Source organism: Paraburkholderia edwinii (genome assembly GCF_019428685.1).
GTDB lineage: Bacteria > Pseudomonadota > Gammaproteobacteria > Burkholderiales > Burkholderiaceae > Paraburkholderia > Paraburkholderia edwinii.
Genome location: NZ_CP080096.1, coordinates 2,094,980 through 2,110,090 on the forward strand (window position 1 = coordinate 2,094,980; position 15,111 = coordinate 2,110,090).

Sequence of the window (15,111 nt, forward strand, 5' to 3'; positions counted from 1 at the left end):
AGTGCGATGAACAAGGTAATCGCCGGGATCGGCATGGTGGCGAGACTGGCAATGGGGCTCGCCATTCTCGCTGTGGTCGTTGTCTGGAATGCGTTGACACGGGCAGGCGACGCCAGCGCGGAGTCTCGACCGCGCAAGCCCCATGACGATGACTGAAGGGGATTCCGCCATCAGCGGCGCCGCTCAATACGCGTTACTCCCCACAAACCCCTTCAAAACCGTCAACCACACGATCTTCAGATCCAACCCCAGCGTCCAGTGCTGGATGTAATGAATATCGAACATCACCCGCGCGGCCATTTTCTCGACCCGCTCGGTTTCGCCGCGATACCCATTGACCTGCGCCCACCCGGTAATACCCGGCTTGATCCGATACCGGTACATATAGTCCTGCACGAGATTCTTGTAGTACTCGTCGTGCTCGACTGCATGCGGCCGCGGCCCGACCACCGACATCTCGCCTTTCAGCACGTTGATGAACTGCGGCAGTTCATCGAGGCTCGTGCTGCGCAAAAAGCGGCCGAGACGCGTGATGCGCGCGTCGTTACGGCTCGCCTGCGTGACCGTGCCGGGCCGGTCCGCGCCTTGATACATCGTGCGGAACTTGTAGATCGAAAACACTTCGCCGTTCATGCCCTTGCGGCTTTGCCGGAAGAAAACCGGCCCCGGCGACGAGCACTTCACGGCCACCGCGATGGCCACCAGCACCGGCGCGAGCGCGAGCAGCGCGCACAACGCGAAGAGCCGGTCGAAGATCGCTTTGGGCAGCACACGCAGGCCGCGCTCGGGTGATGCAATCACATTGAGCACGGGCACACCGAGACAATCGACGATGGCCGGCTCCGGCAACAGGCGTCCTTCGAGTGCCGGCACGATGCGGATATTGACGAAGTCGTCGCGGAACGCGTCGACGATCCGTTCCACGCAGGTGGGTTCGTCGCGCGCGTCGACGATCCACAGTTCGCCGATGCGATGCGCGCGCACCAGCTGCGTAAACGAATCGAGCTCGCATACCGTGGGAATGTCGGCGACCAGCGTATCGCGCTCGAGTGCCGTATCGAAGATCAGCTCGGGTGTGAATGCGGCGTCCTGTTTTGCGGCGAGCCGTGTGGCGATCTCGCGGCCATGTTCGGCGCGCGCGACGATCGCGACCGGCGTGCGTCCATAGCCGCGGCTGCGCAGCGCGCGCAGTGCCGCGTACAGCGTATAGCGATGCAGCAACATCAGCACGGAGCTGAGCGCCGTCCAGCAGAGAATCCAGTTCATACGCTGCTCCGCGCCCGGATAGCCACCGGAAATAAGTGCTACGGCGAGTTGCGCGCCGAGCCAGCAGCAAATGGCGCGCGTAGTTGACCGCGCCGCGCTCCCGTTGCTGTCGCGCGACCGGTAGACGCCGGTCAGATGAAACGCAAGCAGTGCGAGCAGGACGCCAAGCAAGCCGAACAGATCGTCGAGATGCGAAGGGGAGGTGTCGCTGTAGGTAAACGAAAGCGCGAACAGCGCGCCAGCCACGATCATCAACAGATCGCCGATTTGTAAAGCGAGAGCAAACATGGACGCGACGCCAAAGGCGTTCAGAAGGCAAAGAGAAAAGGACGATGTGACCGGATCGTAGCGAGATGCCATTGCAAGGAGGTCATGAGCGGTCACGTGCGGGGGCGAAGCCGGGGAGACATCAGTCGGGGCCGCATGCCGCGCGGCGCCTGCGCTTACGCCGGCTCGTGACGTGCGCGGCTGCGAAATTCGCTCGGCGACAGCTGGACGACTTGCCGGAACAGCCGCGCGAGACATTCGCCGCTGGTCAGGCCGCAGCGGCGCGCAATCTTGTCGACCGGCAGGTCGCTTTGCGCGAGCAGGGTCGACGCCAGTTCGACGCGCGTGCGGCGCAGATGCTCGGATGGCTTGATGCCCATCTCCGCGCGAAAATGCCGCAAATACGAGCGCTCGCTCATACCGGCGTGCTGCGCCGCCGTCGTGATCGAAATACGCTTGTCGCAGTTGCGTGCGATCCATTGCGCACTGTCGCGGATCTTCTGCCTGATCGGTTCGTGGCTATCGAGCGCGACGGAGACCGGCTTCGGCAAGCTCGTCCAAGACAGCTGCGTGGCGACTTCGCGCGCCGCGTCGGCGCCGAGATCGCGCCGCACGGTGTCGAGTGCAATTTCCACTGCCGACACGATCGATGCACCGCGCGTCGCATCGGACGGCTGCACGCGAGCGGCGCGAAGGATCGCGTTGCCTTCGCCGATCGCGCCGACCGTTTCGGCAGTTGTGCTCGCGTCGCGCAGCCAGGGGAGCAGTCGCGGGTCGCCGGCGGCCGCGCTCGCGCCATCGCCGCCGGCGACGAACAACGCGCGAAAGCCGCGGTGAGAGGCCGCGTGTTCGGGAAGCTTCTGGGTGAGCACCGCGATGCGCAGCGAACAGTACACGTGCTCGCCGCTCGCCGAAAGATAGGTGGTTTTGTAGCGTGGCGTCGATGCATCGGCGTTCAGCCGGTTGGCCTTCTCGAAGACGTCGGCAACTTCAGCCGCATGCAACAACGAAAACTGATCGAACAGCACAATGCCGATCGCGTAGGGCGCGGTGCCCGGCAGCCGTCCCGACGGCGTAAAAACATAGTCGACCAAACTCATCTTCGGCACATCTCCACGTAGCAACGGATCCGCTGGTCAAGCCGCGCGCATTGGCGATGTGGCTTGTCGGCGGGCGGCCCGCGGGTCTTGCAGCGCGCAACTCGTTGCCCAGCGTCGAGGGGGGAAGCATAGAGAGCATGTCGCGGAGGGAATATAGGACCACTCTGATTTGATCTAGAGAAAAGTCCGAGCGACGCGATAGTTTGATAAGAGTCAACGATCGACGCACTTTTCGCGGCGCCGAATGCCTGCTTTTGACGCGATCATCTTTTCGAAACGTGAACGGACTCGCGGCACGTTGCAGCCGACCACGCCGATGCAGGCGCCGGTACCCTATGCCGCGTGTGCCTGCGTCAGTTGTCCCACGTGGTTGCGTCAACTATTTGCGGACACCCGGCGCCGAGCAACTCCGCAGTCCAGTCGATGACGATGCGCGCGTGCGGTGCGAGATGAAGTTGCTGCGGAAGCACGATCGACGCGGGCAGCGACGGCGTCTTCCAGTCCTTCACCTCGACGGCGGTGCCGGCCGAAGCGGCGGCGGGCGCGCTACAACGAGATCGGCATGAAGCATCTCGACAGCGAACAGCGCCACGCCGCGGGTTGAGCTCGTTGAATGACGCGGCGCACGATGATGCGCGCGTTGATGTCAATCCAGGCTAAACACCCACACTAGCGTTAGCGCCGACGGCCGTGCACGCTTGCCGCACGGCGTGCCGTGCCGGCAAATTCTTCCTCCTCAATGGGTGCCCGACGCTATGCGAAGCAGCTTCGTCCCGCCTTCGACAGCACGTGTTTCGCCCGCGCTCGCGGATGCTGGCCGCGTCGCTCCGCTAAACCTCGTTTCGCCCGCCAGGCCGCATGCCGCTTAAGTTTCGCGCCGATCTGCCGATAGAAAAACAAGGCGGTGGCGCGCTGGTGCCGATGCATGAGATTGCATGCTGCTGGGCGCTGAATATCGCGCGCTCGAATACAGCCTTTAAACAGTTGTATCGAAGTGTTGGGCGGCGCCTGTTTGCGACTGTGCTGCCCTTACAATTCCACTTGAATTTTCGTTGCTTATCTGGCCCTATTGACGAAGGATCGCTGCGCTTGAGCCGCGGCTTCGTCAAGCACGGCGGACATCGATGGTCACGCTGGCATCGCCGCGGACGTCGCGTCAGCCGACGAACTTGGAGCAAAAGATGTCGAATCGTTGTTTCGACAGAAGTAGAGGTACGCGGGTTGGCCGTCGTGGTGTGAGTGGCCTTGCCACCGTGAGTGGCCTGGCCGGATTGGCGCTTGCCATTGCGCTCTCCGGTTGCGTGAATGTCCAGCAGCAGGGGATGGGCGCGGATGCGGCGGCATCGGGAGTGCCGGCTGCGTCGGCACCGGCTGCCGCATCCAGCACCGCAGTCGTCTCGCAGAATGCGGCGCCTGCTGTCGCGCCGAAGGTCGTTACGCCGCCTGCGGTGGTCAAGCCGGCGACCTATAAGGTGCGGCGCGGCGATACGCTCAAACGGATCGCGCAGAAGCACGACGTCACCGTCAAACAGCTGGCTGCGTGGAACCGGATGAAGGCATCGGCGCGCGTGAAGCCGGGGCAGACGCTGATCGTGTCGTCGCCGGAAGCGGCGCCACGAAATGCAACTGCGGCAACTGCGGCAACTGCGGCTGCAGCAGCGGCTTCGGCTTCGACGTCGGCTAGTGCGCCGGCGAACGCTGCGGCCGCCGATACTGCTTCCTCGAATGTGCAGCAATCGCAGCAGTCACAGCAGCCTTCCGCTTCGAGCGCCGAGCCGATGACGGCTGATGAAGTACATCAAGTCACCACCGCGCTGGCGCGTCACGCGAATGGCGTGACACTCGCATGGCCCGCGCAGGGCAACATCGTCGAGCAGTTCCAGCCCGGCGAAACGCGCGGCATCGAAATCGGCGGCAAGCCCGGCGACCCGGTGCGCGCAGCCGCCGACGGCAAGGTGGTGTACGCGGGCACCGGTCTCAACGAATACGGCAGCCTGATCATCGTCCAGCACAACAAGGACTTTCTGACCGCCTACTCGCACAATCGCAAGCTGCTCGTGAAGATGGGCGAATTCGTCCGCAAGGGGCAGCAGATCGCGGAGATGGGCAGCGAAAATAACTCGCGCGTGTCAGTTGGGTTTGAGTTGCGGCGCGACGGTAAGCCGATCGATCCGATGCCTTATCTACCGCGCAGCCGGGGCTGATCAGATCAGCCGTAGACTTCGAGCGAAAGCCGCTGCAAGCGCAGCGGCCGCATTCCATCACCCACGCTTGCCGATCGGCACGAACTTCAAATTCTCGGGCCCGGTGTAATTCGCGCTCGGCCGGATGATCTTGTTGTCGATGCGCTGCTCGATGATGTGCGCGCTCCAGCCGCTCGTGCGGGAGACCACGAACAGCGGCGTGAACATCGCGGTCGGCACGCCCATCATGTGATACGACACCGCGCTGAACCAGTCGAGATTCGGGAACATCTTCTTCGCGTCCCACATCACCGTCTCGAGCCGCTCGGCGATATCGAAGAGCTTCGTATTGCCGGCTTCCTTCGAGAGCTTCTTCGCGACTTCCTTGATCACCTTGTTGCGCGGGTCGCCGGTCGTGTAAACCGGGTGGCCGAAGCCGATCACGACTTCCTTGCTCTCCACGCGCTTGCGGATGTCGGCTTCGGCTTCATCGGGATTCTGATAGCGCGTTTGCACTTCAAATGCGGCTTCGTTTGCGCCGCCATGCTTCGGTCCGCGCAGCGCGCCGATCGCGCCGGTGATCGCCGAGTAGATATCCGAGCCCGTGCCCGCGATCACGCGGCCCGCGAAGGTCGACGCGTTGAACTCGTGCTCCGCATAAAGATTGAGCGACACGTGCATCGCATCGACCCACGACTTCGACGGCTCCTTGCCGTGCAGCAGATGCAGGAAGTGGCCGCCAATCGAGTCGTCGTCGGTTTCGACTTCGATGCGCTTGCCGTTGTGCGAGTAGTGGTACCAGTAGAGCAGCATCGAGCCTAACGACGCCATCAGCCGGTCGGCGATATCGCGTGCGCCAGCGATGCTGTGGTCGTCCTTCTCGGGCAGCACGGTGCCGAGCGCCGAGACGCCTGTGCGCATCACGTCCATCGGGTGTGCGGCGGCCGGAATCCATTCGAGCACGGCCTTCACGTTCGCGGGCAGACCACGCATCGCCTTGAGCTTCGTCTTGTATGCATTGAGCTCGGCGACGTTCGGCAGCTTGCCGTGCACGAGCAGATACGCGATCTCTTCAAACTCGCAGGCGCCCGCGAGATCGAGAATGTCGTAGCCGCGGTAGTGCAGGTCGTTGCCGGTGCGGCCGACCGTGCACAGGGCGGTGTTGCCCGCCGTCACGCCGGACAGTGCGACGGATTTCTTCGGTTTGAATGCGCCCGCTCCAGATGGATTGGACGTGCTGGATGCGGTGTCTGCTTCACTCATCGTCATTTCCTCAGGGTGCCTGAATATTCACTGATGCCGGTTCACTTGCTGCTCGAAAACAGTTCGTCGAGCTTCTGCTCGTATGCGTAATAGCCGATGCTTTCGTACAGTTCCGCACGCGTCTGCATCGTGTCGACGACAGCCTGTTGCGTGCCGTCGCGGCGAATCGTGCGGTAGACGTTTTCGGCGGCCTTGTTCATCGCGCGGAAGGCCGACAGCGGATACAGCACGAGCGACACGTCCGCGCCGCGCAATTCGTCGACGGTGAACAGCGGCGTCGCGCCGAACTCGGTGATGTTCGCGAGCACCGGCACTTTCACGGCTTTCACGAACTGGCGGTACATGTCGAGCTCAGTCATCGCCTCGGGGAAGATCATGTCGGCGCCCGCTTCGACGCACGCCGCCGCGCGATCGATCGCGGCCTGCAGGCCATCCACCGCCAGCGCGTCGGTGCGCGCCATGATCACGAACTCGGGGTCGGTGCGCGCATCGACGGCGGCCTTGATGCGATCGACCATCTCGTCCTGCGAGACGATTGCCTTGCCAGGACGGTGGCCGCAGCGCTTCGCGCCGACCTGGTCTTCGATATGCATCGCGCCGGCGCCGGCTTTCGTGAGCGCCTTCACCGTGCGCGCGATATTGAACGCGGAAGGACCGAAGCCGGTATCGACATCGACGAGTAGCGGCAGATCGCAGACGTCGGTGATACGGCGCACGTCGGTCAGCACGTCGTCGAGTGTCGAGATGCCGAGATCGGGCAGGCCGAGCGAGCCGGCCGCGACGCCGCCGCCCGATACATAGATCGCCTTGAAGCCCGCGTGCTGCGCGAGCAGCGCGTGGTTCGCGTTGATGGCGCCGACGACCTGCAACGGCTTTTCTGTGGCGACCGCCGCGCGGAATCTGGCGCCGGCGCTTGCGTGAGCGTTAGCGTTCGCGGCGGGGTTCGGGGATGTCGGGTTGGTAGGGTTCATGTCAGTGGGCTCCGGTAACGGGTCGGTACTCCGCAAAGAATGGGCCAATCGGACGGGCGTACGCAAGCCGTTGATTTCGATCGACTTTGCGCTCAGAGCGCCCTGAGAAGATGTTTCAATAACGAAATCATGGGTTTCATAATTGAAATAAAGCGCATAATCGAAGCTTGGCCGCCTTCATCGCCCCTTGCACCTCTTTATCTGCGTCACCGCCCACGCCCATGACCCGCCTGTCCGACCCGATTTCCCGTCCGCGCATTTGGGCCGTCGGCATCAGCAAGCTGCGCGACCTGTTCCGAGACATCGCCGACGAATACGACGGCCGCGCCGATCTGCAACTCGTCTCGCTCGGCTACGAAGATGCAGTGCGCGAAATCGAAGCGGCCACCGCCTCGCAGCGGCCCGACGTGGTCGTCGCCGCCGGTTCGAACGGAACCTATCTGAAGTCGCGCGTCGACGTGCCCGTGGTGCTCGTCAATCCGACCGGCTTCGATGTGATGCACGCGCTCGCGCGCGCCCGGCGCGATGCGGCGTCGGTTGCGCTTGTCACGTACGGCGAGACGCCGCCTGAGGCGCGGCGCTTTGCGGCGGCGTATGGGCTCGATCTGCGATTCGCGTCATACCGGTCCGCGGAGGATGCGGAAGCGTGCGTGCTCGATCTGCGCGATCGCGGTGTGGACGCGGTAGTCGGCCCCGGCCTCGTCACCGATCTCGCGGCGCGTGCCGGAATGGAAGCGGTGTTTCTGTACTCGCGCGCATCGGTGCGCGCCGCGTTCGATTCGGCGCTCGACGTCGCGCACGCAACGTGGACCGAAATCACGCGGCGCCAGCGTCTCGACAACGTGCTGCAGCATCTGCGCGACGGCGTCGCGGCGCTCGATGCGCAAGGGCGCGTGGAAGCGATCAACCAGCGTCTCGCGGCGGCGCTCGGCATCGACGCGGCCGCGGCAGTCGGCCGGCCGCTCGCCGAACTCGCGCCGGGCCTGGCGGGCTTGGTGTCGGGCCTGGTATCGGGTCATGCGCAGAGTGCGCCCGAAGCCGAAGGCGAAACGCTCGAAGCCGTGCGCGGCGTCAGCTACGTCGTGCATCGCGGACCGCTTGTCGAGCGCGGCGCGACCACCGGCATGGTGCTGACGTTTCAGGAATCGCGCGCGGTCGAACGGCTTGATCGCACCTTGCGCTCGCGGCAGCGCGCGAAGCAGTTCGTCGCGCGTTACCGTCTCGACGATCTGATCGGCGAGTGCGAAGCCATCGATCGCGTGCGCAAGCTCGTGCGCCGCTACGCGAAGTCGGACGCGACCGTGCTGATTCGCGGCGAAAGCGGCACGGGCAAGGAGATGATTGCGCAGAGCCTGCATCAATTGAGTACGCGGCGCGACTTTCCGTTCGTGGCAATCAACTGCGGTGCGTTTCCGGAAGCGCTGCTCGAAAGCGAACTGTTCGGTTACGAAGAGGGGGCATTTACGGGTGCGCGCCGCGGCGGCAAGGCGGGGCTGATCGAAGCCGCGCATCGCGGCACGCTCTTTCTCGACGAGATCGGCGAGATGCCGTTGCCGCTGCAAAGCCGGCTGTTGCGTGTCTTGCAGGAGCGCGAGGTGGTGCGTCTCGGTTCGACGGAGCCGACGCGCATCGATGTACGCGTCGTGGCCGCGACGCATCGCGCGCTGACCGACGCCGTTGAGGCGGGCGAGTTTCGCGCCGATCTTTTCTATCGGCTCAATATCCTGAACGTCGCGTTGCCGCCGCTGCGCGAACGGCAGACGGACATCGCGCCGCTTGCCGCCGAGTTGCTGTATCAGGCGGCGCGGCGCGAACCGCGTCTTGGCGCGCATATCGGCAGCGCCGCGCAGGCGGCGCGCGTATTGACGGCTGTGCATGAGCCGCTAGCGAAGCACGCGTGGCCGGGCAATGTGCGCGAGTTGCAGAACGTGATCGAGCGGATTGCGGTCGAGCTGGTTGAGAGCGATGAAAGCGCGGGAAACGATCGGCGCAGTAGCAGCGACGAACGAGGCCGCGCACTGTCGCTGACCATCGGCGATCTGCGCGCAATTGCGCCCGAAGTCTTCGACGATCCGGCGCGAGCATCTCGCGCGCTAACGCTGCGTCAGCGCAGCCGTCGCGTCGAAGCGGACGAGATTCGCGCGGCGCTCGACGCGTGCGGCGGCGATCGCGACCGCGTATGCGAACTGCTCGGCATCAGCAAGACCACGTTATGGCGCAAACTGAACGCGGCGGATTAGGCATCCCGCAAAGTCTCACCTTTTACCGAAGCGAAATTCAATAGAAAGCATTGCCAGGTAATACAAGGTGGGAGCGGGCGAGCGTCGAAACCGGCCGAGGGCGCCGACGATCACTCAAGAAGCGCTGTTTACAAGGGCGAATCGTCACGGCATCGCGCAACGGGCTCATGGCGAGTTGCGTAAGCCATTGATCGATATAGGCAATCGGCCATCTCATGCATCGACAAAATCTGCGATCCATTAAGGTGAGAAAGTTCGGGACACGACGCGCATAAAACGGACTTTGACCGGTTACGCCCCGACTTGCCTCAAGACCTGCGCGACGCGCCCATGCTCATGCAGCACCTCGGGGCTCACCTGTAAAAGTTGCCGATAACGCGGCAGAAATTCCCCGCCCGGCTGCTCCTGCGAAAACAGCGCGACCACGCCTTGCGCGGCGCCGATCCGCTCTTGCGGTGTCGCCTCGACGGCGTCGAGCATTTCGTCGACGTTCGCGATGACCGTCGATAACGCACCGAGCCACCGAAAGCCCGGATTGTTGATCAGCGCCTGCAGGAACGCCGCAGGCGTCACAGCGCCGACTTCCTTCTCGTATCCGGCGCGTTCGTGCGCGAGGATCGTCTTGTGCAGCGCAAGCAGCGGCTTGCGCACGTCGGCGAGAAATTGCGTCGCTTGTTGATCGTTCATGATGAAAGGCCGCTCCCTATAGGCAAAGTCAACAACTGGCAAAGTCAGCAACAGGCAAAGTCAAGAACCGCTTACGCGCGCATCGCAAAACGTCGTTCATTACCAACGATACACAAGCCGGATGCGGTCCGCATCGATGTTTGCTTTTTTGTGCGCATCGAACGATGCTATGCTTTCGACGCCGTTGCTGGGGTGCTTGAATACCGTTCAATGCCGCGTCAATCCGGCGTCCGCCGGTACCGGTGCAGTCAACGAAACGTGAAGAAATTTCCGGACATGCGAGACGAACACACGGCCACCTTGCTCGACTATTACACGAGCCATCAGGCTTCAACACAATGGCGCGCTTTTCTGACCGCGCTTGCCCAGGAATTCGAAACCCAGCTTGAAACGTCGCAATTGCGCGAGTTAATGGCACGCATCGGTGTCAGATTTGCCGATGCGCATCCGGCCGGCGCCTGCACCACGCTCGACGATCTCGCCGCGTTCTTCAACACCACATGGTCGTCGCTTGACTGGGGCTTCGTGAATCTCGTCGAGCAGGACGACTATCTCGCGATCGAACATTTCTGCGCACCGCTTGCCGCATTCGGCCCAGCGGCCGCGACATGGACGCCGGCGTTTCTCGAAGGCGCCTATCAACGATGGCTTGACGAACTGGGTGCGGGTGGACTGGACCTGCGTCAGTTCGAAACGGGCGAGTGGCACGCATTCGAATTCAGGCTCGCGAAGACCGCATGAAGGACCGGTGCCGGTGAAGCGAGGCATGCGGCGAGATCGCATGCATGCGTCGACAGCACACGACAAAAGAAGCAACGAAAGAAGCAACGAAAGCAGTACCGAAGCAGGCAACGAGCAAGAACGAAAGAAGCAGGCCCGTCAGGGCTTGGGGGTGGCAAACATGAGCGTTTCAGACGACATCGGTAATCTCTTCCAGCGATTCGGCGGCAACCCTGATCGATATCAGGAAGTCGCGCGCGACGACGATGCGAAGCATGCGGCTTCACGTTGGCCATTGCTGTCCGCCGTCGATATCGCACAACCCGAGCAAGTGCCTGGAGCAGGGCGCCCGGCGCCGGCGATGTCGGCCGTGCAGGCGCTGTCGACTGCGCCGGCTACACGGCCCGTTGGCGGCGGCGTGTTCGACGCGGGTGTGCAGCCGGCGGCAACCGAAGCGGCAACCGAAGCGGCGGACGAAGCAAAGCCGGTGTCGAACGTCAGGTCCGCAGCGGCAGAGCTGAGCGTCGCGAACACGCCCGCCGCTGCATCAGCGGAAGACGGCAACGTTACGCTCGACCCTTTGACCTCCGCATTGCCACGTTCACCGCTTTTCGCGCGCGGCCACCGGCACGCGATGATGCCGCCGCCCGTCGATGCCGCGCGGCAAGCAGCATCGCGTTTCAGTCCGCCGCCTCAAGCCGCGGCTGCGGCAAGCGATGCGGAAGCCACGGCGCGCCAGCCCGCACAGCCGACCGCGGGCATCGCTGCGGTCGTCGCGCCGGCCAGCCCGGCCACGTTGCGCACATCTGCCACGGCGGCTGCTACAGCTGCTGCGGCGACGCCGACTGTTTTCGCTGCGCCGGCTGCATCGACCGTGTCCGCTGCCGATCCGCGCGCAGCGAACGATGCGACGCGAGAAGCAGCGCGTGAGCCGCACACAGGCTTCTTTGCAAATCGAAAGCAAACGTTTGCTCCTGCCCCGATTACGGGCGCCACTGAGACCGTGCGCGCGCCGGCACAAACCGAAGCTCAACGCACGGCGCGAACCACGGCGCAACCGCAACCGCAACCACAGCCGCAATCGCGCCCAAATCCGCTGCCGCAATCGCAGCCTCAGCCCGCACCGCAAGCATCCGCGCAACGCTCGATCCTTTCAGGCCTGTTCGCCGCGCAACCGGCGCACGAGACCGAGCCATCGCCGCAACCTGGAACACGCGATCTCACCACCGTGTTCGCCAGACTCGCCGGCGCCGCGCGCCGCGACGACAAAAACCCAGGCGGCGAGCGCTCATGAAAGTCATCGCTGTGGTGTCCGCCAAAGGCGGCGTTGGCAAGACGACGCTTGCCGCGAATCTCGCGTCGGTGCTCGGCTCGAACGGGCGTCGCGTGATCTCGGTCGACTTCGATCCGCAAAACGCCTTGCGTCTGCACTTCGGCATACCGGTCGATCACTTCGATGGGGTCGCGCGCGCGACCGTCAGCGGCGACGCGTGGCGCAGTGTGATGTTCGACGGCATCGACGGTGTGACCGTGCTGCCGCATGGCGCGCTCAACGAAGACGATCGCCGCGCCTTCGAAGCGCGTCTCGACAGCGACCCGCATCTGGTGCGCGCCGCGCTCGATTCGCTCGGCCTCGAAGCCAACGATATCGTGCTGATCGACACGCCGCCGGGCGCGACTGTCTATACGCGCGCGGCGCTGCTCGCGGCCCGTTTCGTGCTTAACGTCGTGATCGCGGATGCCGCGTCGTACGCAGCGATTCCGCATATGGAGCGGCTGATCCAGACTTACGCGGTGCCGCGCGCGGACTTTATCGGTTACGGCTACGTGATCAACCAGGTGGACATCGGACGCAATCTGACGAAGGACGTGCTCAAGGTGCTGCGCGGCGCGCTCGAGCCGCATCTGTTTCCGGGCGTCGTGCATCTCGATCAGGGCGTAAGCGAATCGCTGGCGTACGACACGACGGTGATTCACTACGACCCGCTGAGCCAGGCCGCCGCCGACCTGCGCGCGTGCGGCGACTGGCTCGACGCACGCCTGAACGGGCAGGTATCGTTGCCGAGGAGCGTCGCATGAGTGCCACGCCCGAAGACATCCTCGCCGCCGCGGACACCGAGCCGCCGCGCCGTTCGCGCTTCGACCGGCTGGCGTCCCGGCTGATCGACGGACGCATTCTCGGCAGCAAGCCGGTCAGCATCGCGCTCGTGATCTTCGCGGTGATCGTGCTGTACTTCGTGTTCACGGTGCCGCTCGCTTTCGGCGAGCAGTTGACGTTCGCGGTCTGCTGCTTCGTCTGCGCGCTGCTGTTTCGCCGCGCGGCAGGACACTTTGCGACGCTCGTGATGATCATGCTGTCGGTGATCGCGACGGGCCGCTATATGTATTGGCGCCTCACCGAAACGACGCACTGGGAACATCCGCTCGATGCGATCTGGGGCTTGCTGCTAGTGACGGCCGAGGTCTATGCGGCGCTCGTGCTGTTGCTCGGTTACTTCCAGACCGCGTGGCCGTTGAAGCGCAAGCCGATGCCGCTGCCCACCGACCGCAGCGAGTGGCCGACCGTCGATATTTTCATTCCGACGTACAACGAGCCGCTGTCGGTCGTGAAGCCGACCATCTACGCGGCGATCGCGCTCGACTATCCGAAAGACAAGCTGTCGATTCACGTGCTCGACGACGGCCGCCGCGCGGACTTCAAGGCGTTCTGCGAAGAAGTTGGCGTGGCCTGGACGATCCGCACGCACAACCGTCACGCGAAGGCCGGCAACATCAACGAGGCGTTGAAGATTACCGACGGCGAATACTTCGCGATCTTCGACTGCGACCACATTCCGACGCGCTCGTTTTTGCAGATCGGACTCGGCTGGTTCCTGCGCGACAAGCGGCTGTCGATGTTGCAAACGCCGCACCATTTCTTCTCCGCCGATCCGTTCGAAAAAAACCTCGGCACGTTCCGCAAGGTGCCGAACGAAGGCGAACTGTTTTACGGGCTCGTGCAGGACGGCAACGATTTGTGGAACGCGACGTTCTTCTGCGGCTCGTGCGCGCTGTTGCGCCGGACGATGGTCGAGGAAGTGGGCGGCATCGCAGTCGAGACGGTCACCGAAGACGCCCATACGGCGTTGAAGCTGCACCGCCGCGGCTACACGACCGCCTATCTGGCGATTCCGCAGGCCGCGGGCCTCGCGACCGAAAGCCTCGGCGGCCATATCGGCCAGCGCATCCGCTGGGCGCGCGGCATGACGCAGATTTTCCGCATCGACAATCCGCTGTTCGGGCGCGGGCTGTCGTTCGGGCAGCGGCTCTGCTATCTGAACGCGATGCTGCATTTCTTCTACGGCATTCCGCGTCTCGTGTTTCTGACGGCGCCGCTGTCGTACCTGTTTTTCAACGCGCATATCATCCAGGCCGCAGCCGGCACGATCGCGATCTTCGCGCTGCCGCATATGTTCCACGCGAACATCACGAACTCGCGCATGCAGCGGCAGTTCCGCCATTCGTTCTGGTCCGAGGTCTATGAATCGGTGCTCGCGTCGTACATCACGGCGCCGACGCTGCTCGCGCTAATCAACCCGAAGCTCGGCAAATTCAACGTGACCGCGAAGGGCGGGCGCATCGAGGAGCAGTACTTCGACTGGAGCATTTCGCGGCCGTATCTGTTCCTGCTACTGCTCAATCTGCTCGGCTTTGTCGCCGGCGGCGTGCATATCGGCTTGCACTGGCATTCACGCAGCGAAGTTCAAACGACCCTCCTCAACCTCGCGTGGACCGGCTACAACATGCTGATTCTCGGCGCGAGCGTCGCGGCCGCGCGCGAGCAGCGCCAGGTGCGCAGCACGCACCGCGTCGCGATGCGCTTTCCGGCGTCGCTGCGTTTCACCACGGGCCGCACGCTCGCCTGCGAAACCGTCGACTATGCGGAAGGCGGCGTCGCGTTACAACTGCCCGGCGCCACGCATGTGCCGCTGCATGAGAGCGTTGTCGTGTCGCTGTTTCGCGGCAACGACGAATTCGTGTTTCCGGCTGACGTCACCTATTCGGTGCCGGGCCGCGTCGGCTTGCGTTTCGCGCCGATGACGCGCGAGCAGGAACTCGACTTCGTGCAAAGCACCTTCGCGCGCGCCGATGCGTGGACCGGCTGGACCGAAGGACGCGAAGCCGATACGCCGCTGCGCAGCCTTGGCCACGTGATGAGCGTTGGCGTGAGCGGCATCTCCGGACTTTTCGAACATCTTTATGCCGATCTGCGCGCGCTCGGACGCAAGCGCAAGGCGGCCGCCAACGACTCCAAAAACGGAAAATAAACTCATGGGGAACATGCGACGTGACAAAGGCGCGCGCAGTGACTCGTTCGAATCGAATTCGCGTGGCTCGCACAATGAGGCGGCGCGCGGCTTGATCGCAGGCCGTG

The 15,111-nt window shown here is 63.8% G+C and carries 13 protein-coding genes; 7 read left to right on the forward strand and 6 right to left on the reverse strand.

What is annotated here, in order from left to right; genetic code table 11:
• The first annotated feature begins 6 nt into the window (after nt 1-6).
• Nucleotides 7-156 (forward strand): hypothetical protein, encoded by a 150-nt coding sequence (locus KZJ38_RS31090; RefSeq protein ID WP_219800892.1) that lies wholly within the window; start codon nt 7-9, stop codon nt 154-156.
• Nucleotides 157-183: 27 nt separating this feature from the next.
• Here KZJ38_RS31090 and KZJ38_RS31095 read toward each other — a convergent pair whose 3' ends face one another.
• The 3 genes from KZJ38_RS31095 to KZJ38_RS31105 all read right to left on the reverse strand — a co-directional run bounded on the left by KZJ38_RS31095 (nt 184) and on the right by KZJ38_RS31105 (nt 3,142).
• Complete coding sequence (locus tag KZJ38_RS31095; protein WP_219800893.1) at nt 184-1,554, reverse strand: undecaprenyl-phosphate glucose phosphotransferase; 1,371 nt, start codon at nt 1,552-1,554, stop codon at nt 184-186.
• A gap of 155 nt (nt 1,555-1,709) precedes the next feature.
• Complete coding sequence (locus tag KZJ38_RS31100) at nt 1,710-2,633, reverse strand: helix-turn-helix domain-containing protein (protein ID WP_219800894.1); 924 nt, start codon at nt 2,631-2,633, stop codon at nt 1,710-1,712.
• A gap of 353 nt (nt 2,634-2,986) precedes the next feature.
• Nucleotides 2,987-3,142 (reverse strand): hypothetical protein, encoded by a 156-nt coding sequence (locus tag KZJ38_RS31105; RefSeq protein WP_219800895.1) that lies wholly within the window; start codon nt 3,140-3,142, stop codon nt 2,987-2,989.
• 726 nt (nt 3,143-3,868) lie between these two features.
• On the opposite strand from KZJ38_RS31105, the gene KZJ38_RS31110 reads away from it, so the two are divergent.
• Nucleotides 3,869-4,837 (forward strand): peptidoglycan DD-metalloendopeptidase family protein, encoded by a 969-nt coding sequence (locus tag KZJ38_RS31110; protein WP_246641851.1) that lies wholly within the window; start codon nt 3,869-3,871, stop codon nt 4,835-4,837.
• 57 nt (nt 4,838-4,894) lie between these two features.
• Here the strand turns inward: KZJ38_RS31110 and prpC are convergent, their stop codons facing one another.
• Nucleotides 4,895-6,079, reverse strand: coding sequence for a bifunctional 2-methylcitrate synthase/citrate synthase (gene prpC, locus KZJ38_RS31115; protein WP_219800897.1), 1,185 nt, complete (start codon nt 6,077-6,079; stop codon nt 4,895-4,897).
• A gap of 41 nt (nt 6,080-6,120) precedes the next feature.
• Entirely contained in the window at nt 6,121-7,050 is a 930-nt protein-coding gene (gene prpB, locus KZJ38_RS31120) for a methylisocitrate lyase (protein ID WP_219800898.1), read from the reverse strand.
• 221 nt (nt 7,051-7,271) lie between these two features.
• Between prpB and prpR the strand changes: the two genes are divergently transcribed.
• On the forward strand, nt 7,272-9,290 hold the full coding sequence (prpR, locus tag KZJ38_RS31125) for a propionate catabolism operon regulatory protein PrpR (protein WP_219800899.1): 2,019 nt from the start codon (nt 7,272-7,274) through the stop codon (nt 9,288-9,290).
• A 291-nt stretch (nt 9,291-9,581) separates the two neighbouring features.
• Here prpR and KZJ38_RS31130 read toward each other — a convergent pair whose 3' ends face one another.
• The gene (locus KZJ38_RS31130; protein WP_219800900.1) at nt 9,582-9,977 is read right to left on the reverse strand and encodes a hypothetical protein; all 396 of its coding nucleotides are present in this window, start codon (nt 9,975-9,977) and stop codon (nt 9,582-9,584) included.
• Nucleotides 9,978-10,253: 276 nt separating this feature from the next.
• Here KZJ38_RS31130 and bcsD point away from each other — a divergent pair, with 276 nt between their 5' ends.
• From bcsD to bcsA, 4 genes are all read left to right on the forward strand, one after another.
• Nucleotides 10,254-10,718 carry a cellulose biosynthesis protein BcsD gene (bcsD, locus tag KZJ38_RS31135; protein WP_219800901.1) on the forward strand — a complete coding sequence of 155 codons (465 nt, stop codon included), beginning with the start codon at nt 10,254-10,256 and terminating at the stop codon, nt 10,716-10,718.
• A gap of 160 nt (nt 10,719-10,878) precedes the next feature.
• A complete protein-coding gene (gene bcsP / locus KZJ38_RS31140; RefSeq protein ID WP_219800902.1) occupies nt 10,879-11,991 on the forward strand; it encodes a cellulose biosynthesis protein BcsP in 1,113 nt (370 codons plus the stop codon).
• The gene (gene bcsQ / locus KZJ38_RS31145; RefSeq protein WP_219800903.1) at nt 11,988-12,776 is read left to right on the forward strand and encodes a cellulose biosynthesis protein BcsQ; all 789 of its coding nucleotides are present in this window, start codon (nt 11,988-11,990) and stop codon (nt 12,774-12,776) included. The genes bcsP and bcsQ overlap by 4 nt, the downstream gene beginning before the upstream one ends.
• Nucleotides 12,773-15,004, forward strand: a complete 2,232-nt coding sequence (bcsA, locus tag KZJ38_RS31150) for a UDP-forming cellulose synthase catalytic subunit (protein WP_219800904.1) — start codon at nt 12,773-12,775, stop codon at nt 15,002-15,004. The genes bcsQ and bcsA overlap by 4 nt, the downstream gene beginning before the upstream one ends.
• Nucleotides 15,005-15,111 lie beyond the last annotated feature (107 nt).

Bases quoted from the DNA above. Each gene is read 5' to 3' on its own strand.
- KZJ38_RS31090 (WP_219800892.1), top strand. From the start codon at position 7: ATGAACAAGGTAATCGCCGGGATCGGCATGGTGGCGAGACTGGCAATG.
- KZJ38_RS31095 (WP_219800893.1), bottom strand. From the start codon at position 1,554: ATGTTTGCTCTCGCTTTACAAATCGGCGATCTGTTGATGATCGTGGCT.
- KZJ38_RS31100 (WP_219800894.1), bottom strand. From the start codon at position 2,633: ATGAGTTTGGTCGACTATGTTTTTACGCCGTCGGGACGGCTGCCGGGC.
- prpC (WP_219800897.1), bottom strand. From the start codon at position 6,079: ATGAGTGAAGCAGACACCGCATCCAGCACGTCCAATCCATCTGGAGCG.
- prpB (WP_219800898.1), bottom strand. From the start codon at position 7,050: ATGAACCCTACCAACCCGACATCCCCGAACCCCGCCGCGAACGCTAAC.
- prpR (WP_219800899.1), top strand. From the start codon at position 7,272: ATGACCCGCCTGTCCGACCCGATTTCCCGTCCGCGCATTTGGGCCGTC.
- KZJ38_RS31130 (WP_219800900.1), bottom strand. From the start codon at position 9,977: ATGAACGATCAACAAGCGACGCAATTTCTCGCCGACGTGCGCAAGCCG.
- bcsD (WP_219800901.1), top strand. From the start codon at position 10,254: ATGCGAGACGAACACACGGCCACCTTGCTCGACTATTACACGAGCCAT.
- bcsP (WP_219800902.1), top strand. From the start codon at position 10,879: ATGAGCGTTTCAGACGACATCGGTAATCTCTTCCAGCGATTCGGCGGC.
- bcsQ (WP_219800903.1), top strand. From the start codon at position 11,988: ATGAAAGTCATCGCTGTGGTGTCCGCCAAAGGCGGCGTTGGCAAGACG.
- bcsA (WP_219800904.1), top strand. From the start codon at position 12,773: ATGAGTGCCACGCCCGAAGACATCCTCGCCGCCGCGGACACCGAGCCG.